A 20,347-nucleotide genomic window follows, 5' to 3' on the forward strand; every position below is an offset into this window, starting at 1 on the left:
AAAGCCGCCTTGCGGCGGCTTCTTAGCGAAGTCCAAAGTAGCTTAAGAGGTTTCCTTGAGCTGCTCCAGAATCGCCGGATTCTCCAGCGTCGAAACATCCTGCGTAATGCTCTCGCCCTTGGCCAGCACGCGCAGCAGGCGGCGCATGATTTTGCCCGAGCGGGTTTTCGGCAAGTTGTCGCCAAAGCGGATTTCCTTCGGCTTGGCGATCGGGCCAATCTCCTTGGCCACCCAGTTGCGCAACTCCAGCGCGATCTTCTTGGCATCGTCGCCAGTCGGACGCGCCTGCTTCAGCACCACAAACGCGCAGATCGATTCGCCGGTGGTGTCATCCGGCTTGCCGACCACGGCGGCCTCGGCCACCAACGGATTGGCCACCAGCGCCGATTCAATCTCCATCGTGCCCATGCGGTGACCCGACACGTTCAGCACGTCGTCGATGCGGCCGGTAATGGTGAAGTAACCGGTATCCTTGTTGCGGATCGCGCCATCGCCGGCCAGATACATCTTGCCGCCCAGCTCTTCCGGGAAGTACGAGGTCTTGAAGCGTTCCGGATTATTCCAGATGGTGCGTATCATCGACGGCCACGGACGCTTGACGACCAGAATGCCGCCCTGCCCGTTCGGCACGTCATGGCCCGACTCGTCGACAATCGCCGCCATGATGCCCGGCAGCGGCAAGGTGCACGAACCCGGCACCATCGGCGTCGCGCCCGGCAGCGGGGTGATCATGTGGCCGCCGGTTTCGGTCTGCCAGAAGGTGTCGACGATCGGGCATTGCTCGCGGCCCACCTGGGTGTAGTACCACATCCACGCTTCCGGATTGATCGGCTCACCGACCGTGCCCAGCAGGCGCAGCGTCGACAGGTCGAAATTCTTCGGATGCACTTTCGGGTCCACATCCGACGCTTTGATCAGCGAACGAATCGCAGTCGGCGCGGTGTAGAAGATGCTGACCTTGTGCTTGGCGATGGTTTCCCAGAAGCGGCCAGCGTGCGGATAGGTCGGCACGCCTTCAAACACCACCTGGGTCGCGCCAACCGCGGTCGGGCCGTAGGCGATATAGCTGTGACCAGTCACCCAGCCGATATCGGCGGTGCACCAGTAGACGTCGGATGGCTTCAGGTCGAACGACCATTTCATCGTCAGCGCCGCCCACAGCAGGTAACCGCCGCTAGAGTGCTGTACGCCCTTCGGCGTGCCGGTCGAACCCGAGGTGTACAGGATGAACAGCGGATGCTCGGCATCCACCCACTCCGGTTCGCACACCGCCGACTGGCCGTCGACCAGATCGTGCAGCCACAGGTCGCGCCCTTCCTTGAAGGCGATCGCGCCGCCGGTGCGCTGGTAAACAATAACGTCCTTGATCGAATCGCAGCCGCCCAGGCCCAGCGCCTCGTCGACGATGGCTTTCAGCGGCAGGTGCTTACCGCCGCGCAGCTGTTCGTCGGCGGTGATCACGGCCACCGCGCCGGCATCGATGATGCGCTCCTGCAGCGACTTGGCCGAGAAGCCGCCAAACACTACCGAGTGGGTGGCGCCGATGCGCGCGCACGCCTGCATCGCGGCCACGCCTTCCACCGACATCGACATGTAGATGATGACGCGGTCGCCCTTCTTGATGCCGCGCGCTTTCAAGCCGTTGGCGAATTTGCAGACCTTCTCGTGCAGCTCTTTATACGACACGTGGGTCGCCTTGCCGTCGTCCGCCTCGAAGATGATGGCGGTCTTGTCGGCGTTGCCGTTCTGCAGATTGCGGTCCAGGCAGTTGTACGAGACATTCAGCTTGCCGTCTTCAAACCACTTGTAGAACGGCGCGTTGTCTTCGTTGAGGGTGCGGGTGAATGGCTGCTGCCATTCCAGATGTTCTTTGGCCAGACGCGACCAGAAGCCTTCGTAGTCGGCCGCCGCCTCCGCGCACAGCGCGTTGTAGGCGTCCATGCCGGACACGGCAGCATTAGCTGCAAACGCCGCCGGTGGCGCGAAGACGCGGGATTCTTGTGGACCTTGTTGGGTAGTAGTGCCGCTCATGGTGTCTCCAATGTAGTAGTTGTGGTTTGCTATTAACATAACCGGAGTCGCTTACTGCGCCCTTACAGCCGGCCTTCCCCGGCGGAGGATGGCATGGCCGACAATTTTACCAATATTTCAATTCAGCGAGCCGATGCGATTGCCCGGCGGCGCGTGTAAAATGTCGGCAGTCTTCATAGTCTGCCTCATTTCCAGGAGTTTTGCCGTAATGACCGAGCCATCCAAGAAGCTGCGTCCGCTGCCCGCTTTCATTTTCATGACCCGCTGGCTGCAACTGCCGCTGTACCTGGGCTTGATTCTGGCGCAGTGCGTCTATGTATTCCATTTCTGGGTCGAGCTGAAAGACCTGATCGGCGCCGCGCTCGGCAACGACGCCGCGCTGCAGCACATCTTCCAGGCCGTGGCCGTGCCCGGCGCGCCCATCCCCGACAAGCTGAATGAAACCACCATCATGCTGGTGGTGCTGGGCCTGATCGACGTGGTGATGATTTCCAATCTGCTGGTGATGGTCATCATCGGCGGCTACGAGACCTTTATCTCCCGCATGAATCTGGACACCCATCCGGACCAGCCGGAGTGGCTGTCGCACGTCAACGCCTCGGTGCTGAAGACCAAGCTGGCGATGGCCATCATCGGCATCTCGTCGATCCACCTGCTGAAGACCTTCATCAACGCCGCCTCCTACAAGACCGAGGTGATCGCGGCGCAGACCATCATCCACGTGGTGTTCCTGCTGTCGGCCATGGCCATCGCCTACACCGACCGCATCACCACCATGACGCATAACGATTCCAAGCATCATTAAGTCCATCCCTCTCACGCGAGAACATCATGACCATCATAAAGCAAGAAGACCTGATTGAATCCGTCGCCGCCGCGCTGCAGTACATCAGCTACTACCACCCGGCCGACTACATCGAACACCTGGCGCGCGCTTACGAACACGAGCAGAGCCCGGCCGCCAAGGACGCCATCGCGCAGATCCTGACCAACTCGCGCATGTGCGCCGAGGGCAAGCGTCCGATCTGCCAGGACACCGGCATCGTCAACGTCTTCCTGAAGATCGGCATGGGCGTGCGCTTTGAAGGCTTCAGCGGCACCGTCACCGACGCCGTCAACGAAGGCGTACGCCGCGCCTACAACTACGACGACAACAAGCTGCGCGCGTCGATCGTGGCCGACCCGCACTTCGACCGCAAGAACACCAAGGACAACACGCCAGCCGTGGTGCACATGGAACTGGTGGAAGGCAACACCGTCGACGTCAAGGTCGCGGCCAAAGGCGGCGGCTCGGAAAACAAATCCAAGATGATCATGATGAACCCGTCCGACTCGCTGGTCGACTGGGTGCTGAAAACCGTGCCAACCATGGGCGCCGGCTGGTGCCCGCCGGGCATGCTGGGCATCGGCATCGGCGGCACCGCCGAGAAAGCCATGCTGATGGCGAAAGAAGTGCTGATGGAAGACATCGACATGTTCGAGCTGAAGCAGCGCGGCCCGCAAAACAAGCTGGAAGAACTGCGGATCGAACTGTGCGACAAGATCAACGCGCTGGGCATCGGCGCCCAGGGTCTGGGCGGCCTCACCACCGTGCTGGACGTGAAGATCATGACCTACCCGACCCACGCCGCGTCGAAGCCGGTCGCCATGATCCCGAACTGCGCCGCCACCCGCCACGGCCACTTCGTGCTGGACGGCTCCGGCCCGGCCTACATGACGCCGCCACCGCTGTCGACCTGGCCTGACGTGTCGTGGGCGCCGGACACCGAAAAATCCAAACGCGTCGACCTCGACACGCTGACCAAGGAAGAAGTGGCCTCGTGGAAGCCGGGCCAGACCCTGCTGCTGAACGGCAAAATGCTGACCGGCCGCGACGCCGCCCACAAGCGCATCCAGGACATGCTGGCGCGCGGTGAAGAACTGCCGGTGGACTTCAAGAACCGCGTCATCTACTACGTCGGCCCGGTCGATCCGGTGCGCGACGAAGTGGTGGGCCCGGCCGGTCCGACCACCGCCACCCGCATGGACAAATTCACCGAGATGATGCTGGAGAAAACCGGCCTGATCGCGATGATCGGCAAAGCCGAGCGCGGCCCGACCGCGATCGAATCGATCCAGAAGCACAAATCGGCCTACCTGATGGCCGTTGGCGGCTCGGCCTACCTGGTGTCGAAAGCCATCAAGCAATCGCGCGTGCTGGGCTTCGCCGACATGGGCATGGAAGCGATCTACGAGTTTGACGTGGTCGACATGCCAGTCACCGTGGCGGTGGATTCGCAAGGCACCTCGGTGCACAACACCGGCCCGGCGGAATGGAAGACCCGCATCGAGCAGCTCAACGTGCCTGTTGTAACGGCCTGATGCTGACCGCCCGCTCACCCAGCGCCCCGATCGGCGTGTTTGATTCCGGCGTGGGCGGGCTCTCGGTGCTGCGCCACATCCGCGCGCAGTATCCGAACGAACACCTGATCTACTTTGCCGATTCCGGCCACGCGCCGTATGGCGACAAAAGCGAACAGTACGTGGTCGAGCGCGCGCTGGCCGTGACCGAGTTCCTGCTGTCACACGGCGCCAAGGCACTGGTGGTGGCCTGCAATACCGCCACCGTGGCCGCCATCAAGGCGGTGCGGGCGCGCCATCCGGAACTGCCGGTGGTCGGCGTCGAGCCCGGCCTGAAGCCGGCTGCGGCGGCGACGCGCAACGGCAAGGTCGGCGTGCTGGCCACCGCGCGCACGCTCAAGGGCGACAAATTCCTCGCGCTGCGTGAGCAGATCAGCGCCGCCACCCACGCCGAGTTTCTGTTGCAGCCGGCGGTGGGGCTGGTCGACGAAATCGAAAAAGGCGATCTGCAGGCGCCAGCCATCCACGCCATGCTGGAACAATATGTGGCGCCGCTGCTGGACCAGGGCGCCGACACGCTGGTGCTCGGCTGCACCCACTACCCGTTTGTTCAAGACGGCATCGCGCGCGTGCTGCATGCGCACGGCCGTGATGACGTCACGCTGATCGACACCGGCGACGCCGTGGCGCGTCAGCTGGGACGACTGCTGGAAGCGGCCGGCCTGCTGCGGCCGGAACTGAAGCCGGACGCCACGCTGCGCGGCTACACCACCGGCGCCGCCGACGCGTTCGCACTGGCCTTCGTGCAGTTGCTGGCGCTGCGGGTGGCGGTGGAAAAGGTTGACGTTTAGGCCATGGTAAAAAAAGCCTGAATTTAGATTTGCAGGAATGCATATCCGACTGTATAATTCTGGCTCGTTGTTCAGCACTAGCAAGACAGCGAGTAGTAAATCAGTGGTGGCTGTAGCTCAGTTGGTAGAGTCCAGGATTGTGATTCCTGTTGTCGTGGGTTCGAGCCCCATCAGCCACCCCACGAATTTGAAAGCCCAGTCTCCGGACTGGGCTTTTTCATTTCCCCTTCCGCATATGACAAAACATTCCACATTACCGTTTGTGATTGGCGTCGCCGGTGGCAGCGGCAGCGGCAAATCGACAGTGACCCAGCAGATCCTGTCCGCCTTTGGCGCCGACGTGGTATCGGTGGTCATGCAGGACGACTACTATTGCGACCAGACCCACCTCACGCCCGAGGTGCGGCGCCAGGCCAACTACGATCACCCGGAAGCGTTCGACTGGCCGCTGCTGATTGAACAGGTGCACGCGCTGAGCCAGGGCCAGGCGATCGACATGCCCGAGTACGATTTCACCATCGACAACCGCTCGACCCGCACCATCCGCGTCAAGCCGGCGCCGGTGATCGTGATCGAAGGTTTGTTCGCGCTGTTTGATGCCGACCTGCGCGACATGATGTCGCTGCGGATCTTCGTCGACACCGCGCCCGACGTGCGCTTCATCCGCCGCCTGCAGCGCGACATCGCCGAGCGTGGCCGCAGCATGGACAGCGTCATCAACCAGTACCTGGAAACCGTGCGGCCGATGCACAAGCAATTCATCGAACCGACCAAGCGCCATGCCGACGTCATCCTGCCGCACGGCGCCAACGGCCCGGCGATGGACGTCATCACCACCAAAGTAGCCAGCCTGATCCGCGAAGCGCAGTGACGAGCTTGCTTGACAGCGCATCACGATGGCAGGAAGATCAATCGACCGCCGCCGATGATGCCGCATTCAAGACTAAGCAGCGCCATGACTACGCCCGCCGATTCCAACGACGACCAGCTCGCCGTCATCCATGAAAGCCTGACCTTGCTCCATCGCAGGGTGGGCGCGATAGAACATGAAAACATGGATCGCCAGAGCGAGGCTTTCAAGGCCGAAATGGCCGCGTTCAAGGCACAGATCGAACTGTCGATCAAAATCCAGCTCGACGCGGCATTCAAGGCGCACACCGAGGAAATGCACAGAACCTTCGCCACCAAGCAGGAACTGGCGAACGCGGTCTATCTGCTCACTTGGCGCATGGCTGGCTTTTGCGCTTTGCTACTGAGCGCTGGCTTTGCGTTCGCGCGCTACCTGTAACCCCGCCGGTCAGGCGGTGCGCGGCGTGGTGGCGCGGTCGAAGATGCGGCAGAAGTTGGCGCCGCCGACTTTGGCGATATCGGCTTCGGTGAAGCCGCTTTTCAGCATGGCGTCCACTACCACGTAATAGAAGCCGGCCTGCTGCCCCTTCCACGCCTGGTTGCTGCCCTCGCCCGGCCGCGTGGCGCGCGTCAGCTTGGTGTCGGTGCCGATGCAGACGTGGTCGATGCCCACCACATCCGCCAGCGCCTTGATGTTTTCCGCATACGCCAGCGGCGTCTCGGCCAGATGGGTCCACACGCCAATCACACCACCCGCGTCCGCCACCAGCCTGGCCTGCTCCTTGCTGATCAGGCGTGGCCGCATCATGCGCGCCATTTGCGGGTTGTCACCCAACCGGCTATCCAGCCCGGTATGCGACACCAGCACCGGCCGCGTCGCCACCTTCAGCGCGGCGGCCGTGGTCGCCACATCCGCATGCGCCAGATCGATCAATATGCCGAGCCGCTCGCACTCGCGGATCACCTCGGCGCCCAGCGCCGTCAGCCCGCCCCAGCGCGGCGGATTGGTGTAGACATCGCCCAGCGGCGGCGTCGCGTCATTATCGTGCAGCAGCGTCAGATGGCGCAGCCCGCGCTGGTAAGCGCCGACTAGCCGCTCGACCCGCCCCTCCAGAAAATGCCCGCCCTCCACCGACTGAATCACGGTCGGCTGACCATGCTCGCGCGCGGCGCGCAGATCGGCCAGGTTCAAGGCGCGCCGCATGCCGTTGCGCGCCAGTTGCTGGTCCATCGCGGTCAGCCCGTTCTGGAAACGCTCATAAGCCTCGCCCGGATTGCGCAGTTGCTGGTAATCGACCGCAAAGGTCATGCTGATGGCGGTCAGCCCGGAGCGTTTGAGCTCGCCGGCCAAATCCAGATCCGGCCCCGGCAGCTGGGCCGCCGCCAGCGGTACGTCCACATGGTTATGGCTGTCGATGCCGATGCTGGCGGCCACAATGCCGGCCACCCGCGCCTCCAGCGCCTCCTCCGCCCGCGCGGCCCATGGCCCCAGCATCATGCCGGCGCCCGCCGCGGCCAGAAAATGCCGGCGCGACCATTGGTGTTGAAACTGCATGCACTATCCTTTAAGCCGGCCGCTCCGCCGCGCGCGCGGCCTTGATCTGACCGGCGATTTTATCCAGCGTGTTCATCACTGTGCCGGGATTGAAAGGCTTGACGATATAGCCCTTGGCGCCATTACGCAATGCCTGCTCGACCGTGCTGCGCTCGGTGCTGGCGGTCACCATCAACACCGCCGCCTTGGGCTGCTTGGCCCGTATCCAATTCAGCAGATCCAGTCCGTCGCCATCCGGCAACTGCACGTCCAGGCAGATGATGTCGGCCCGCTGCGAACGCAGCCGCAGCTGCGCCGATTCCGCCGTGCCCGCATCGCCCACCACATCGTATTGCTCGCCCTGAATAATCACGCGCAGCAAGCCGCGCGTCATTTCATTGTCATCGATGATGAATACGCTCAGTCCCTGGTGTGTTGGCATGCAAACCTCCGTGGCTGTCATTACGTCAACTATAACGCAATGTCCTTACCGCTGTGTAAGGTTACAATATTTTGGCTATAGACATTGCCCGCTGGAACTAGGTTAACGCTACAATGGCACGGTCGTTTGCATTCCCATGCAAACCCTGCACCGCCTCCCGCTTATCCCCTATACCCGTATAAGTCTATGTCGCAAGAAAAAACGCTTACAGAAGTCACGACCTATGGCAAAGACACCCCCATCGGCCGCCCAGACACCGATGGCCGCGCCGCCGTCTTCGTGCCGTCCGCAACCTTTGACGCCGCCAACAACGCCAATATCCGCCTTGGCTCCGGCATCGTCGGCTTCGGCAACCCGGACGGCACGCTGACCGTGTACTTCGAAGGCAACCGCTTCGACGACAGCAGCCTGCATAAGTGGGAAAACAAGGCGCGCAAAGCCTACGACCGCATGGTGATGGGCGCGCCGACCGTCTCCAAGGCCAAGCTCAACGCCAGCACGCTGGAACAGATCGGCACCATCGACGGCATGGGCATCCACCTCAAGCAACCGGAACGCCTGCACACCTGGCTGGAACGCGCCAACGCGCTGGACACCGCCCCGGCCAGCCCGGTCACGCTGTGGAAAACCAAGTAAAGTTGAGGAAAAGATAGAGACGAGCATTCGTCCTACAACGCCTCGGACGTTTGGCTGATGCCAACCGACATGCCCCTGAATTATGCTGGAGTCATCCATCCAGTCCCTCTTTCAGGAGCCCGTCATGGCACGCTATCTCCCTATTGCAGCAGGCGCTTTGCTGATCATGCTGGCCGGCGCCTCCACCTATGAACTGTGCTCGGAAAATCTGCTGAGCCAGGCATCGGTCTACACGCTGCGCTGAACGCCGTCCCCCAAAAGAAAAATCCCGCTGCGCCCCAAGGCGTCAGCGGGATTTTTGCATCCGCAGCGCGGTTCAGCGCGGACGGAAGCGGCCGCCCACACCCCAACCGCGTCCACCGCCCCAGCCGCGTCCACCACCGCAGCACCAGTGACCGAACGAAAAGTCCAGGCCGATCGACACCGGCGGGTAGTAATACGCGGGCGCCGGTGCGTAGTAATACGCCGGTGCCGGCGCGTAATACACCGGCACCGGATCGGCGACATAGGTGGTGGTCGAGGTGGCGTAGACCGGTTCCGCATACGTGGTCACCACCCGCGACGAGGTTTGCGCTGGCGCTTCCTCGGTCCAGGTACCCGACTGCACCTGCGCACCGGCCGGCAGCACCGACACCGTGTGCCACTGGTACGGATCCTGCACGCGGGCGGTGGTGTAATAAGCGGGACGCTGCGTTGCGCAGCCCGTCAGTGCCGCCAGCGCGGCGACTACGACAACGATAGTTTTCATGGCGATTCTCCTCATTCCAGATCGTACTATATAAGGAAATCACGGCCCGATTCCTGCCCCATTACAGATTATTACAACCGCAAGCACGGGTGAAAAAAAAGGAGCCACAACGGCTCCTTCTTGCTTGCACACCGCCGCAGCTTAGTCCAGCTTCCAGGCGTAATCGACCTTGGTCCAGGTTTCGGCCGGGGCGCCGTCCTTGGTGCCTGGCTTGAATTTGCAGGCGCTCAGCGCCTTGATGGCGGCCTTGTCCAGGTTCTTGAAACCGCTCGATTTCTCGACCTTGGAATCGGCCACGGTACCGTCGGCCTTGACCAGGAAGGACATCGACACCGTGCCCTGCTCTTCATTCATTAGCGACGCTTTCGGATACTCCGCCTTGCAGTTTTTGGCATCGAAACTGGCTGGCACTTCAGCGGCAAAAGCCGGGGCGCTCGACACGAGCACTGCTGCGATAACACTCAACCAACGCTTATTTTTAGACATGATTTCCCCAAGTGTTTTTTAGATGCGGCGTGCAGGCCATGCCCATGCATGGCCTGGGTCAGACAGTTACAGCTTCCAGCTATAGTCGACCTTGGTCCAGGTCTGTGCCACGGCGCCATCCTTGGTGCCCGGCTTGAACTTGCAGGAGCTCAGCGCTTTCAGCGCGGCCTTGTCGAGGTTCTTGTAACCACTCGACTTTTCCACTTTCGACTCGACCACGTTACCGTCGGAGCCGACCAGGAAAGCCATGGTCACATCGCCCTGTTCTTCATTCATCAGCGAGGCTTTCGGGTATTCAGCCTTGCAGTTTTTATCGTTCAGCGTGGCCGGCACTTCGGCGGCGAAAGCCGAGCTGGTGGCGGACAGGATCAAAGCGGCGATTACAGATTTGTTCATGATGTGATTTCCCAACAATTGTTATTCACTACTGGTTAAACGAACTCCACAGCGGGCCATGAGTCCACAAGGGCGGACGGCAGACTGCGGCAAATAGTTGTACAGATTAGAACTCTTCCCACTCATCGCTACCGGCGGTGCTGGCTGCCGCGGCGACTTTCTTCGGTTTGGCGGCCGCTGCCGGCGCCGGTTTGGCGGCCAGCTTCTTCACCGGAGCGCGGGCCGCGCTGATCGGCTTGACGACGGCCTTGGCGGCTGGCGCGGGCGCCGCCACCGGCACGCGCTCCTCACCTTCCACCAGCTTGAAGATGCTGACCACGCGAGCCAACTCGCCAGCCTGATCCTGCAAGCTTTGTGCTGCGGCGGCGGCTTCTTCCACCAGCGCGGCATTCTGTTGGGTCATGCTGTCCATCTCGATGATGGACTGGTTGACCTGGGCAATACCAGCGCTCTGCTCCTGGCTGGCATTGGCGATTTCGCTCATGATGTCGGTCACGCGACGCACCGAGGACACCACCTCATCCATGGTGACACCGGCCTGGCCAACCAGCTTGGTACCGGCGCCGACCTTCTCCACCGAGTCATCGATCAGCGATTTGATTTCCTTGGCGGCGGCGGCGCTGCGCTGCGCCAGGTTACGCACTTCCGATGCCACCACTGCGAAGCCACGGCCTTGTTCACCGGCACGGGCCGCTTCAACAGCCGCATTCAGCGCCAGAATGTTGGTCTGGAAGGCGATGCCATCGATCACGCCGATGATGTCGACAATCTTCTTGGCCGACGCGTCGATCGAGCTCATGGTATCGACCACTTCCGACACCACCTGGCCGCCGCGAATCGCGACATCCGACGCCGCCGAGGCCAGCTGATTGGCTTCACGGGCATTGTCAGCATTCTGCTTCACGGTCGAAGTCAGTTCATCCATGGCCGACGCGGTTTTCTCCAGCGACGATGCCTGCATTTCAGTACGCGACGACAGGTCAACGTTACCGGCGGCGATTTCACGCGAGGCGGTGCCGATGGTTTCGGTACCGGTACGCACCTGGCTGACGATGTCCACCAGGCTGTTGCGCATTTCTTTCATTTCCGCCAGCAGGCTGTGCTTGTCGCCGCTGTTGGTGTTGATCGCGATCGACAGGTCGCCGTCGGCGATGCTGCCGGCGATGGCGGCGGTGTAGTCAGGCTCGGCGCCCAGCTGTTTCAGCAGGCCACGGGTGATCACCAGCGCGGCGGCCACCGAAATCGCTACCGCCAGCAGGCCCATGATGATCATGAAGCTGCGTGCGCTGGAGAAGCCGCTGGCGGCGTCCACTTGCATCTGCGCATTGGTCTTGTCTTCCAGGCCGCCCAGTTGTTCCAGCGCGGTCATCCATTTTTTCTGTGCCGGACGAATTTCCTTGATCAGCACGCGGGTGGCTTCCTCGGCCTTGTTGCCCAGCCACATTTCCGACGCCTTGGCGATGGCAGGCATCGCGGTCGCTTCCGCGTCCTTGATGGTGGCCAGCAGGGCTTTTTCTTCGGCGGTGGCTTCCTTGGCGAATTGCGCGCTCAGTTTTTTCTGCGCTTCATCGTATTTGCCGGCCATTTCCTTGATGCGATTCATTTCCGGTTCCATATCGCCCGGGTCAGTCATCAGGGTCAGCACGCGCAGCGAGTTGATGCGGTCGGCAACGTTGTTGCGCATATCCAGCACCAGGCGCGATACCACATTGTTCACGTTGATCACGTGATCGAGACGATCCTGGATTTGCGCCATGCGCAGAATGCCAACGGCAGTAACGGCCACCAGGAACACCAGCACCAGGGCGAATCCGAGGCCCAGGCGTGTACCGACTTTCATTTTTGCTAAATTCATTTCGTCTTCTTCGTTAGTGATACCGTTGATGAAGTTGCCCTGAACGACACCGGCTTTGTGGGCGATGCCATCCAAACAAAACCCTTGCTGCTAAGTAATAAAACATGACATTAGCAAACAATGACTGCGAATGCAAAATTTGCGGCTCCACCAGCAGCTTGCATGTAGTTTTTTGAACCGCAATACACCACGAAAGTCGGTGGATATGTGTGTATATTCGGAAATTATAGATGTAAATTTTTCCTCAAAGCAAGCAATTGCTACGCGTAAATACGTAAATGCATTTCCGAGTGGAAATTACACAACACCTGATGAAAGTTTGCTACAGGGTAGCGTCAGGCGGCAATGCGCAGGCGGGCTGCGGCTTCGAGCAGGAGATGGGCGTCGCCCAGGGCGAGCTTCTTGGAATCGGACAGGGTCTGGCGGAACGCGCGCGCGCCCGGCAGGCCGGTCATGATGCCGAGCATGTGGCGGGTAATGGAGTTCAGTTTCAAACCGAGCGGGCCATACTGCGCCAGTTGGGCTTGAATGTAGGGAATCATGGCTTCCAGCACCTGTTCGCGCGTCTTCGGCGCGCTGCTGTCGCCGTAGTAACGCTGGTCGAAATTGGCCATCAGGAAGGGATTGTGATACGCCTCGCGGCCCAGCATCACGCCATCCAGATGTTGCAGATGCTCATCGATCTCGGCTTCGGTCTTGATGCCGCCGTTGATGATGATTTCGAAGTCAGGGAAATCGCGCTTCAGCTGATAGGCGTAGTCGTACTTCAGCGGCGGGATTTCGCGGTTTTCCTTGGGCGACAAGCCCTTCAGGATAGCGTTGCGGGCGTGCACGATGAAAGTCGTGCAACCGGCCTCGGCCACCTGGCCGACGAAATCGCGCACGAAGTCGTAGCTGGCCACGTCGTCGATGCCGATGCGGTGCTTGACGGTGACGTCGATCGACACCGCGTCGCGCATCGCCTTGACGCAATCGGCCACCAGTTGCGGCTCGGCCATCAGGCAGGCGCCAAACGCGCCCTTTTGCACCCGCTCCGACGGGCAACCGCAGTTGAGGTTGATCTCGTCATAGCCCCACTGCTCGCCCAGCTTAGCGCTGGTGGCGAGATCGGCCGGATCGCTGCCGCCCAGCTGCAAGGCCACCGGATGCTCTTCCTCGTTGAAGCGCAGATGGCGCTCGACATCGCCATACACCAACGCGCCGGTGGTCACCATTTCGGTGTACAACCAGGTGTGCTTGCTGATGTGGCGGTGGAAGACGCGGCAGTGGCGGTCGGTCCAGTCCATCATCGGCGCCACGGACAGGCGGCGGCTCGGCACCACAGGTGCTGGGACGGCGGCGGCAGTCGGGTCGAGGATGGTCATGGCGGCAACGCTACAGGATAGGCTAAAGGGTCGACATTATAGCGCAACTTCAGTTACCCTGAGCTGATCGACCACCGTCCGAGCGAGGATGCCCGACGTGCGCTTGTTGCCATTTGCCTTCGCCGCGCTGCTGAGCGCCAGCCTGCCCGCGCGGGCCGCCGAGACCATCACCTGGCTGATGTCGGACTTCCCGCCGGTGGGCGAGCAGATCAACGGCCAGCCCGGCAACGGCATGACCGACCAAGTGGTCAAATACCTGATCGCCCGTTGGCCGGAGGCCACGCACCGCTATCTGTACGCCAATCCCAACCGGGTCTGGTCGATGCTGGCGGCCGGCGAACACGCCTGCTTTGCCAGCGCGCTGCGCACGCCGGAGCGCGAAAAAGTGGCCTATTTCCGCAACGCCTATCTGCTGCCGCCGCCGCAACTGGTGTACCGGCCCGAAACCCAGGACGCGATCCGCCTCAACCGCAAGGGCGAGGCCGAACTGCCGGCGGTACTGCGCAACGCCAGCCTGCGCGGCCTGGTGGTGGAAACCCGCTCCTACGGCGCCGGCATCGACGCCCTGCTGGCCGATCCCGCCAACAGCGCCCACCTCAAGCGCCTGGCGCCCGGCAACTACGGCCGCAGCATTCTGACCATGCTGGCCATGAACCGCGCCGACTACACCATCGAAATGGATTTCGTCATGACCCACGCGCGCGCCCAGGACGCCACGCTGACGCACCTAAAAACCGCGCCGCTGGCGGGCGGCGCCGGCTTGATGGTGGGCGGCATCGCCTGCCCGCGCAACGCCTGGGGCCGCAACCAGATCCGCCACATCGACCAGTTGCTGGCCTCGCCCGAAGGCGCGGCCATGCTGTCGCAGGCGCAGATGCGCTGGATCAGCAAGGAGACCACGCAGCGCTACGGCGCCGCCATGAAGGATTTTTTCCGCCAGCTGGCCTCGCCGCAGGAACAGGAATACCATCGCTAGACCGGACTGAACGGCAAGTTCACCAGGCTGACCAGATAACGCGCCGCCACCTGGCCCGGATTTTCATAGCTGATGTCCGCCACTTCGCGGAACGCCAGGCAATCGCCCGGCTGCAGCCGCCAGTGCTGCGTGCCCACCGTCACCTCCAGCGTGCCTTCCAGCAGCCACAACTGCTGGTAGATGTCGGCCTCGTTGTGCCCCTGTTCGTAGGACACGCGCCGGCCAGGCGGAAACTCCACCTCCACCAGCTGCATCGGCGAGCGCACGCCGGGCGACAGCTGGCGCCGCGTGTAGCCGGAGGCCGGATCGGTCCACACCGGCTGCCGCTCGCGCGTGCTGAGCGGCGACGGCGCCGCGCTCTCGGCCTCGAACAGCGAGGCCAGCGTGACGCCCAGCGCGCCGGCCAGCTTGTCCAGCACGGTCGCGGTGGCGCTGCTCTCGCCGCGCTCGATCAGGGAGATATTGGAGCGGCTAACGCCGCTAAGCTCGGCCAGCGCCGCCAGCGACAGGCCACGCGCCGCCCGCAACGCCTGCACCCGGCGCGCAATAAGTTGATTGATGTCCATGTCATCCATTATACTGGATCATCATCCAATAAAATGACATCCCATGACCATCGCCTTTGAAACGCCCGACCAGCCCGAGGTGCACGCCCTGATCAGCGAACTGGACGCCTACCTGCTGGCGCTCTACCCGGCCGAATCGGTCTACGCGCTGGACGTCAGCGCGCTGCTGCAGCCACAGGTACGCTTTGCGGTCGCCCGCGACGCCGCCGGCGCCGCCATCGGTTGCGGCGCCGTGCTGCTGACGCCGGAGTTTGCCGAAATCAAGCGCATGTATGTGCGTCCGGCCGCGCGCGGCGCCGGCATCGCGCGTAAGCTGATGGGCTTGCTGGAGCAGACCGCGCGTGAGGCCGGCAGCCCGGCGCTGGTGTTGGAGACCGGGCCGGACAATCCGGAAGCGCTGGCGCTGTACATGCGGCACGGCTTTGAGCGCTGCGGCCCCTACGGCGACTATCCGGACGATCCGTACAGCGTGTTCATGCGCAAGATGCTGAGCTAAGCTGCAAATTCTTGCATATTCCACCATATTCAGCTGTTCATTCCTGCGTGAATACCGAAGAATACGTCTCAAGCCCACCCCAGAAAGGACTTGAGCATGCATTTCGGAGACAAACTTAAGCAGATCCGCGTCGAGAAGAACCTGACCCAGCCGCAGTTTGCCGAGGCCATCGGCATCGAGCAATCCTATCTGTCCAAGCTGGAGAACGACAAGTCCCAGCCGTCGGCCGATATGTTCAGCGCCATCGTCAAAGCGCTGAACCTGTCGCCCAAGGATTTGCTGGCCGATATCGATCGCAAGATCCTGCAGAGCTCGCTGCGGCATATTCCCGAAGTCAGCCAGTTCCTCAACGGCGAAGTGCAGCAGCGGCTGCACAGTGCCCGCCATTACATCTGGAGCGCGGCCGCCGCCTGCATGCTCGGCTTTGCACTGATGCTGGCGGCCAACGACGGCATCTTCTTTGCCAACAACCTGTACAAATACAAATCGCCGGGCGTGATTCTGGCCGGCGAATCGGACCAGATCTTCGAGCAATACCCCCGCATTCAGGAAATGAAAATGATGGCCCGCACCATCACGCCGGAAGAATCGCAAAAAGCCAAGGCCGATTTCGAAACCGATCGCGTCAAGGTCGAGACCATCCAGGTGTGGGGCCATCGTGGCAGCGTATTCTTTGAAAACACCGCCAACGGCCGCCGCAAATTCGAACTGACCGACAGCACCATGATTCACGCACCGCAGAACCGCATCCTGCAATACCTGGGCGCGCTGCTGACCTTTGGCGGCCTGCTGTTACTGGTGGTGGAATGGCGCATGCGCGCGGCAGCCAAAGGGAGGCATCATGTCGCAGCTTAAGACCTTCTTTGCCGGTGCCGCCGCCATGGCCAGCGCGCTGGCGGCCGTGGTGCTGCTGACCGGCGCGCGCGAGCCGCGCAATGCGCAGTTTGACGAAATCACCGTCGGCCGCATCAACATCGTCGAACCGGATGGCAGCAAGCGGCTGGTGATTTCCAACCGCGCCCAATTCCCCGGCGACTTCATGCAGGGCAAGGAAGGCGAACGCCCCGACCGCCGCTCATTTGCCGGCATGATTTTCGTGAACGAGGAAGGCACCGAAAATGGCGGCCTGATCCAGAAAGGCAGCATCGGCCCGGATGGCAAGATCAGCTCCGGCCTGTCGCTGACCTTTGACCGCTTCCGCCAGGATCAGGCGCTACAACTGCTGAACACCGACAGCAACGACTGGCAGCAAACCGCCATCAAGATCAACGACGTGCCCTACTTCGAGCTGACTTCGCTCGCCGACCAGCAACGCTTCGGCCAAGAGGCCAGGCAGTTGCCGGCCGCCGAGCGCCAGGCGTACTGGCAAAAACTCAACGATGCCGGACGCCTCGGCGCCAACCGCATCTGGCTGGGCAATACGCGCGACAAGGGCTCAGCCCTGCAACTCAAGGATGCCCAAGGTCGCACGCGCATGATGCTGCTGGTCAGCGCGAGCGGGGCGGCGGAAATCCAGATGCTGGACGAAGCCGGCAAAGTGATCCGCACCATTACGCCGACCAGCGGCCTGTGAGCCGGCGGCGCGCGGTTAGGCGCCCTTCTTCTTGGCCTTCACCACTTCCAGCTTGGGTGCCTGTGGGCCGAAGATCTCGGCGATGCGCTCCAGTCGCAGCGCCGCCTCGCCGGTCAGCGTGCCGGTCGCGCCCGCCACTTGACGAACGATGCCCAGCGCCGCCGCGCGCGCTTCCGGTTCCTCCGGCAGCAGCAGCGGCAAGTCGCTGAGCGCCTGCTCCTCGTTCACCTGCAGCATCAGATATTGCTCGCGTAAGATCTTCTTCAGCAGCGTGACGCTCATCTCCTTGTCGTCCGAGGTGCGCAGGCGCAGCGCGCGCATGGCGGCAAAGGCACGTTCGTCGGCCGCGCTCATCTCCGGGCTGCGGAAAATGTACAGCAAGCCGCGAATGATGCCCTCGGTCACGCCGCCTTCCTTGGTGCGCAGCGCCGCCGCCGAGCGGTTGGCGTTGATGGTGGCCTCGCGCGCGATGTCGCGGCCGATGCGGCGCGGCTTGCCGCCATCGGTGTTCAAGCCGACCAGTGCCTGCAGCACCGGCGAACCATACACGCTGAGGAAGATGTTTTCGGTCGCCTGGTCGCGCGCCTCCTGATAGCGGTCCAGTGCCGCGACAATCTGTTTCGACCATGCTTCCTGCAACTGCAGGAACACATTGTCCTTGGCCACCGGGCGGCGCTCGGCGCGCACTTTCTCGGCCAGCTGGGGAATGTTGTTCAGCAGCGGATTCTTGTTGGAGAACATGGTGTAACGCATGCGCAGCGGATGCGCCTCGCGCAGATGTTCGGCAGTGGTCTCGCTCACCAGCGACTTCACGATCGGGCTGGCAAAGGTCTGGTACAAGCCCTTGTTGATTTCCGATACCCGCGCCACGGTGGCGAAGCGGCGCTCGTCCTCCACATCGTTGCCGCCCAGCGCGCGCAGCGCATCCAGGTTGCGGCGCTCGAAGCGCATCACATAATCGCCGGCCGCCAGATCGCCGGCGGCGATTTCGGCCTGCAGCATCTCTTCATCCTTGTCGAGGAACACCGCCTCGTACAGGCCGGGCGGCATGATGTCGATCATGTCCATCGCCGCCGTGAATTCCTCGTGCTCCTTGTTGGCCACCGAGGCCGACACGAAGATGCCCAAGTGGCCTATGCTCTGGTGCATCGAGTAAATAATGGTCTGGCCGCCGGACACCAGCGCCGCGTCGTCCTCGTACAGATCCAGCACCCAGCCCAGCGCCTGCTGCGGCGGCGTGATGTCGTCGCCCCACGAGCAGAACACCACGATCGGCGACTTCACGTTGCGCAGGTCGATACGGTGGCCGGCGCTGTCCAGCAGCGCGGCGTCGCTGAGGCGGTTGCCGACAAACAGCGAGTCGGCGATGTATTGCATCTCGCCGGCGTTCAGCAGCACCGGATTGCCCCACCATTTTTCAAAGTCGAGGAAGCGCTGCGCTTCGGTATCGATCTTCGAATAGACATTGTAGTTCTTGGACCAGAAGGTGTTGGCCGGATTCATCTTCTCGAAGTTGGCCACCAGCTGGGCGCCGTCGAACACGCCCTTGCCCAGATCGCCCGCGAGCGCGGTCATCCAGGTGCCGCCAAGTATGCCGCCAAGATAGCGCAGCGGATTCTTGCCGCGCACGCCAGCCCAGTACGACAGCGGCGCGCCGGCCAGCACCAGCGGCCCCACCAGATCGGGATTGAGGGCGCTGGTCATCATGATTTGCCAGCCAGCCTGGCAGTTGCCGATCAGCGCAGGTTTGCCGTCGGCCTGCGGATGGCGCTCGGCCACCTTGGCGATGAACAGTGCTTCGGCGCGGCATACATCCTCGATGGTTTGGCCGGGCACCGGATGCGGCGTGAAGCCGACGAAATAACAGGGGTGACCGGCCTTCAGCACCACGCCAATTTCACTGTCGTGCTTCATGCCGCCGATGCCGGGACCATGGCCGGCGCGCGGGTCGAACACGATGAACGGGCGCTTGGTCGGATCAGGCTCGACGCCGTCCGGCTGCTTGATCTTCAGCAGGCCGTAGTTGACCGGGCGCTCCAGATGACGCCCATCCATCACCACTTCAAATTCAAACGTCAGCACGTGCGGTGCGGTCTGTTCGGCGCGATGATTGCGCTCGTCACCGCGCTCGCGCAGCACGTCCAGGAACAGCACGCTGCGCTGGCAGGCGTCGACCCAGTAGTCGGTCGCCTGCTGCGCAAGGTTGTAGGGATTGCCAGGCCAATTCAGCCAGGAATAGCTCTTGTCGTCACTCAAGGTACGCCTCCATGCGGTTTTGCTGCCACGCACCAAAGTACCCCAGTAACCGGGAAAAGGCAAACAAATTCCCTGACACTTGTTATGGCTACCCTGCCCTGTGTCCGCCGAGCTCAGGCGCCGCGCTGACGGCGCTGGCGGCGTTGCAGCGCCCCCAGCAACACCAGACCGCCGGCCAGCATGGCCCAGGTCTGCGGCTCCGGCACCGGCGCCAGCTGTTCCACAGTGAAGCTGGTGAACAAGACCGCAGTGGCCGCCGTCTGGTCGGAATAATTGGTCAGGTCAAACCACGCCCAGCCGGTGGTGGAGTCATCGGTGAGCGAGGAAATCACCGTGAAGCCACTTTGCCCGTCCAGCTTGTATGCCTTGGTCAGCGTATTGCCGATGCGCGTGATCTGCAAGGTGATCAGTGGCGTGGCGACGGCGCTGTAACCGGTGCTGCTAAAGCCGTCGCCAGCCGAGTCGCCCAGCCAGTTGGTGCCGAAGCTGATGCCGGTATAGCCAGTCGGCGTATCCAGGAAGAAACCGGCGCCGCCGGCGCCGTTATACGACGAATCGGCGGTCACGGTGGCGATGAAGTCGCCCGCAATGCCAACATTGGTTTGCACGTGCGGACCGTCCGGATAGATGCTGCCGGGCAGGGTAAAAGTTTTCGCCAGCGCCAGATAGCCGTCGCCGGTGCTGACGATCCACGGCAACACCACGTCGGGCGACCAACTGCCATTCTTGAGTATGTGGACCTGCAGATTGGGATCCAGCGTGCTGGTGCTGAAATCGGCGACATAAGTGGTGTTGGCTTTAGCTTGCAGCGCGGTCAGCAAAAGCAGTCCGCACAGCGCCCGTCCCAGGCGCGAGGTGGCAAAACGCATGATAGATCCCCTGTCGTAGTCTAATCGCCCAAGTCGGGCAAAAATTATCATATCGACAGGTTTTTCGCACCGCATCATC

21 protein-coding genes and 1 tRNA gene are annotated in these 20,347 nt (G+C 62.2%); 11 read left to right on the forward strand and 11 right to left on the reverse strand.

The window, feature by feature from the left end; translation table 11 throughout:
• Positions 1 to 42 precede the first annotated feature (42 nt).
• The gene (acs, locus tag GJ699_RS15080; RefSeq protein WP_154377577.1) at positions 43 to 2,031 is read right to left on the reverse strand and encodes an acetate--CoA ligase; all 1,989 of its coding nucleotides are present in this window, start codon (positions 2,029 to 2,031) and stop codon (positions 43 to 45) included.
• 208 nt (positions 2,032 to 2,239) lie between these two features.
• Here acs and GJ699_RS15085 point away from each other — a divergent pair, with 208 nt between their 5' ends.
• The 6 genes from GJ699_RS15085 to GJ699_RS15110 all read left to right on the forward strand — a co-directional run bounded on the left by GJ699_RS15085 (position 2,240) and on the right by GJ699_RS15110 (position 6,510).
• Complete coding sequence (locus tag GJ699_RS15085; RefSeq protein WP_154377579.1) at positions 2,240 to 2,836, forward strand: YqhA family protein; 597 nt, start codon at positions 2,240 to 2,242, stop codon at positions 2,834 to 2,836.
• A gap of 26 nt (positions 2,837 to 2,862) precedes the next feature.
• Positions 2,863 to 4,392: a fumarate hydratase gene (locus tag GJ699_RS15090; RefSeq protein WP_154377581.1), complete on the forward strand. Its 1,530-nt coding sequence runs from the start codon at positions 2,863 to 2,865 to the stop codon at positions 4,390 to 4,392.
• Positions 4,392 to 5,222, forward strand: a complete 831-nt coding sequence (murI, locus tag GJ699_RS15095) for a glutamate racemase (RefSeq protein WP_154377583.1) — start codon at positions 4,392 to 4,394, stop codon at positions 5,220 to 5,222. The genes GJ699_RS15090 and murI overlap by 1 nt, the downstream gene beginning before the upstream one ends.
• Positions 5,223 to 5,328: 106 nt before the next feature.
• Positions 5,329 to 5,404, forward strand: a tRNA-His gene (locus tag GJ699_RS15100).
• A gap of 53 nt (positions 5,405 to 5,457) precedes the next feature.
• Positions 5,458 to 6,093: a uridine kinase gene (udk, locus tag GJ699_RS15105; protein ID WP_154377585.1), complete on the forward strand. Its 636-nt coding sequence runs from the start codon at positions 5,458 to 5,460 to the stop codon at positions 6,091 to 6,093.
• A gap of 84 nt (positions 6,094 to 6,177) precedes the next feature.
• Positions 6,178 to 6,510, forward strand: coding sequence for a hypothetical protein (locus GJ699_RS15110; RefSeq protein WP_154377587.1), 333 nt, complete (start codon positions 6,178 to 6,180; stop codon positions 6,508 to 6,510).
• A 9-nt stretch (positions 6,511 to 6,519) separates the two neighbouring features.
• Here GJ699_RS15110 and GJ699_RS15115 read toward each other — a convergent pair whose 3' ends face one another.
• Both GJ699_RS15115 and GJ699_RS15120 read right to left on the reverse strand, forming a co-directional pair.
• Positions 6,520 to 7,626, reverse strand: a complete 1,107-nt coding sequence (locus GJ699_RS15115; protein WP_154377589.1) for a dipeptidase — start codon at positions 7,624 to 7,626, stop codon at positions 6,520 to 6,522.
• Between the two features lie 10 nt (positions 7,627 to 7,636).
• Positions 7,637 to 8,047: a response regulator gene (locus GJ699_RS15120; RefSeq protein ID WP_195763550.1), complete on the reverse strand. Its 411-nt coding sequence runs from the start codon at positions 8,045 to 8,047 to the stop codon at positions 7,637 to 7,639.
• A gap of 186 nt (positions 8,048 to 8,233) precedes the next feature.
• Here GJ699_RS15120 and GJ699_RS15125 point away from each other — a divergent pair, with 186 nt between their 5' ends.
• The gene (locus GJ699_RS15125) at positions 8,234 to 8,683 is read left to right on the forward strand and encodes a hypothetical protein (RefSeq protein WP_154377594.1); all 450 of its coding nucleotides are present in this window, start codon (positions 8,234 to 8,236) and stop codon (positions 8,681 to 8,683) included.
• A gap of 316 nt (positions 8,684 to 8,999) precedes the next feature.
• Here GJ699_RS15125 and GJ699_RS15130 read toward each other — a convergent pair whose 3' ends face one another.
• From GJ699_RS15130 to dusA, 5 genes are all read right to left on the reverse strand, one after another.
• Positions 9,000 to 9,431, reverse strand: coding sequence for a hypothetical protein (locus tag GJ699_RS15130; RefSeq protein WP_154377596.1), 432 nt, complete (start codon positions 9,429 to 9,431; stop codon positions 9,000 to 9,002).
• 141 nt (positions 9,432 to 9,572) lie between these two features.
• Positions 9,573 to 9,917, reverse strand: a complete 345-nt coding sequence (locus tag GJ699_RS15135; RefSeq protein WP_154377598.1) for an energy transducer TonB — start codon at positions 9,915 to 9,917, stop codon at positions 9,573 to 9,575.
• Positions 9,918 to 9,983: 66 nt separating this feature from the next.
• Positions 9,984 to 10,313 (reverse strand): energy transducer TonB, encoded by a 330-nt coding sequence (locus tag GJ699_RS15140; protein WP_154377601.1) that lies wholly within the window; start codon positions 10,311 to 10,313, stop codon positions 9,984 to 9,986.
• 106 nt (positions 10,314 to 10,419) lie between these two features.
• Entirely contained in the window at positions 10,420 to 12,168 is a 1,749-nt protein-coding gene (locus tag GJ699_RS15145; RefSeq protein WP_229262112.1) for a methyl-accepting chemotaxis protein, read from the reverse strand.
• Between the two features lie 335 nt (positions 12,169 to 12,503).
• Complete coding sequence (gene dusA / locus GJ699_RS15150) at positions 12,504 to 13,532, reverse strand: tRNA dihydrouridine(20/20a) synthase DusA (RefSeq protein ID WP_154377603.1); 1,029 nt, start codon at positions 13,530 to 13,532, stop codon at positions 12,504 to 12,506.
• A gap of 97 nt (positions 13,533 to 13,629) precedes the next feature.
• Here dusA and GJ699_RS15155 point away from each other — a divergent pair, with 97 nt between their 5' ends.
• A complete protein-coding gene (locus tag GJ699_RS15155; RefSeq protein ID WP_195763551.1) occupies positions 13,630 to 14,508 on the forward strand; it encodes a TIGR02285 family protein in 879 nt (292 codons plus the stop codon).
• Here the strand turns inward: GJ699_RS15155 and GJ699_RS15160 are convergent.
• The gene (locus tag GJ699_RS15160) at positions 14,505 to 15,074 is read right to left on the reverse strand and encodes a helix-turn-helix domain-containing protein (RefSeq protein WP_154377607.1); all 570 of its coding nucleotides are present in this window, start codon (positions 15,072 to 15,074) and stop codon (positions 14,505 to 14,507) included. The genes GJ699_RS15155 and GJ699_RS15160 overlap by 4 nt on opposite strands.
• Before the next feature lie 43 nt (positions 15,075 to 15,117).
• Here GJ699_RS15160 and GJ699_RS15165 point away from each other — a divergent pair, with 43 nt between their 5' ends.
• From GJ699_RS15165 to GJ699_RS15175, 3 genes are all read left to right on the forward strand, one after another.
• A complete protein-coding gene (locus GJ699_RS15165; protein WP_154377610.1) occupies positions 15,118 to 15,570 on the forward strand; it encodes a GNAT family N-acetyltransferase in 453 nt (150 codons plus the stop codon).
• 96 nt (positions 15,571 to 15,666) lie between these two features.
• Positions 15,667 to 16,425: a helix-turn-helix domain-containing protein gene (locus tag GJ699_RS15170; protein WP_154377612.1), complete on the forward strand. Its 759-nt coding sequence runs from the start codon at positions 15,667 to 15,669 to the stop codon at positions 16,423 to 16,425.
• Positions 16,412 to 17,143, forward strand: a complete 732-nt coding sequence (locus tag GJ699_RS15175) for a hypothetical protein (protein ID WP_154377614.1) — start codon at positions 16,412 to 16,414, stop codon at positions 17,141 to 17,143. The genes GJ699_RS15170 and GJ699_RS15175 overlap by 14 nt, the downstream gene beginning before the upstream one ends.
• 15 nt (positions 17,144 to 17,158) lie before the next feature.
• Here GJ699_RS15175 and GJ699_RS15180 read toward each other — a convergent pair whose 3' ends face one another.
• Complete coding sequence (locus GJ699_RS15180) at positions 17,159 to 19,399, reverse strand: DUF3141 domain-containing protein (RefSeq protein ID WP_154377616.1); 2,241 nt, start codon at positions 19,397 to 19,399, stop codon at positions 17,159 to 17,161.
• Between the two features lie 113 nt (positions 19,400 to 19,512).
• Positions 19,513 to 20,268, reverse strand: a complete 756-nt coding sequence (locus tag GJ699_RS15185; protein ID WP_195763552.1) for a PEP-CTERM sorting domain-containing protein — start codon at positions 20,266 to 20,268, stop codon at positions 19,513 to 19,515.
• Between the last annotated feature and the right edge of the window lie 79 nt (positions 20,269 to 20,347).

This window comes from Duganella guangzhouensis (genome assembly GCF_009674535.1).
GTDB classification, from domain to species: domain Bacteria; phylum Pseudomonadota; class Gammaproteobacteria; order Burkholderiales; family Burkholderiaceae_D; genus Rugamonas; species Rugamonas guangzhouensis.

Bases quoted from the DNA above. Each gene is read 5' to 3' on its own strand.
- acs (WP_154377577.1), bottom strand. From the start codon at position 2,031: ATGAGCGGCACTACTACCCAACAAGGTCCACAAGAATCCCGCGTCTTC.
- GJ699_RS15085 (WP_154377579.1), top strand. From the start codon at position 2,240: ATGACCGAGCCATCCAAGAAGCTGCGTCCGCTGCCCGCTTTCATTTTC.
- GJ699_RS15090 (WP_154377581.1), top strand. From the start codon at position 2,863: ATGACCATCATAAAGCAAGAAGACCTGATTGAATCCGTCGCCGCCGCG.
- murI (WP_154377583.1), top strand. From the start codon at position 4,392: ATGCTGACCGCCCGCTCACCCAGCGCCCCGATCGGCGTGTTTGATTCC.
- udk (WP_154377585.1), top strand. From the start codon at position 5,458: ATGACAAAACATTCCACATTACCGTTTGTGATTGGCGTCGCCGGTGGC.
- GJ699_RS15110 (WP_154377587.1), top strand. From the start codon at position 6,178: ATGACTACGCCCGCCGATTCCAACGACGACCAGCTCGCCGTCATCCAT.
- GJ699_RS15115 (WP_154377589.1), bottom strand. From the start codon at position 7,626: ATGCAGTTTCAACACCAATGGTCGCGCCGGCATTTTCTGGCCGCGGCG.
- GJ699_RS15120 (WP_195763550.1), bottom strand. From the start codon at position 8,047: ATGCCAACACACCAGGGACTGAGCGTATTCATCATCGATGACAATGAA.
- GJ699_RS15125 (WP_154377594.1), top strand. From the start codon at position 8,234: ATGTCGCAAGAAAAAACGCTTACAGAAGTCACGACCTATGGCAAAGAC.
- GJ699_RS15130 (WP_154377596.1), bottom strand. From the start codon at position 9,431: ATGAAAACTATCGTTGTCGTAGTCGCCGCGCTGGCGGCACTGACGGGC.
- GJ699_RS15135 (WP_154377598.1), bottom strand. From the start codon at position 9,917: ATGTCTAAAAATAAGCGTTGGTTGAGTGTTATCGCAGCAGTGCTCGTG.
- GJ699_RS15140 (WP_154377601.1), bottom strand. From the start codon at position 10,313: ATGAACAAATCTGTAATCGCCGCTTTGATCCTGTCCGCCACCAGCTCG.
- GJ699_RS15145 (WP_229262112.1), bottom strand. From the start codon at position 12,168: ATGAATTTAGCAAAAATGAAAGTCGGTACACGCCTGGGCCTCGGATTC.
- dusA (WP_154377603.1), bottom strand. From the start codon at position 13,532: ATGACCATCCTCGACCCGACTGCCGCCGCCGTCCCAGCACCTGTGGTG.
- GJ699_RS15160 (WP_154377607.1), bottom strand. From the start codon at position 15,074: ATGGACATCAATCAACTTATTGCGCGCCGGGTGCAGGCGTTGCGGGCG.
- GJ699_RS15165 (WP_154377610.1), top strand. From the start codon at position 15,118: ATGACCATCGCCTTTGAAACGCCCGACCAGCCCGAGGTGCACGCCCTG.
- GJ699_RS15170 (WP_154377612.1), top strand. From the start codon at position 15,667: ATGCATTTCGGAGACAAACTTAAGCAGATCCGCGTCGAGAAGAACCTG.
- GJ699_RS15175 (WP_154377614.1), top strand. From the start codon at position 16,412: ATGTCGCAGCTTAAGACCTTCTTTGCCGGTGCCGCCGCCATGGCCAGC.
- GJ699_RS15185 (WP_195763552.1), bottom strand. From the start codon at position 20,268: ATGCGTTTTGCCACCTCGCGCCTGGGACGGGCGCTGTGCGGACTGCTT.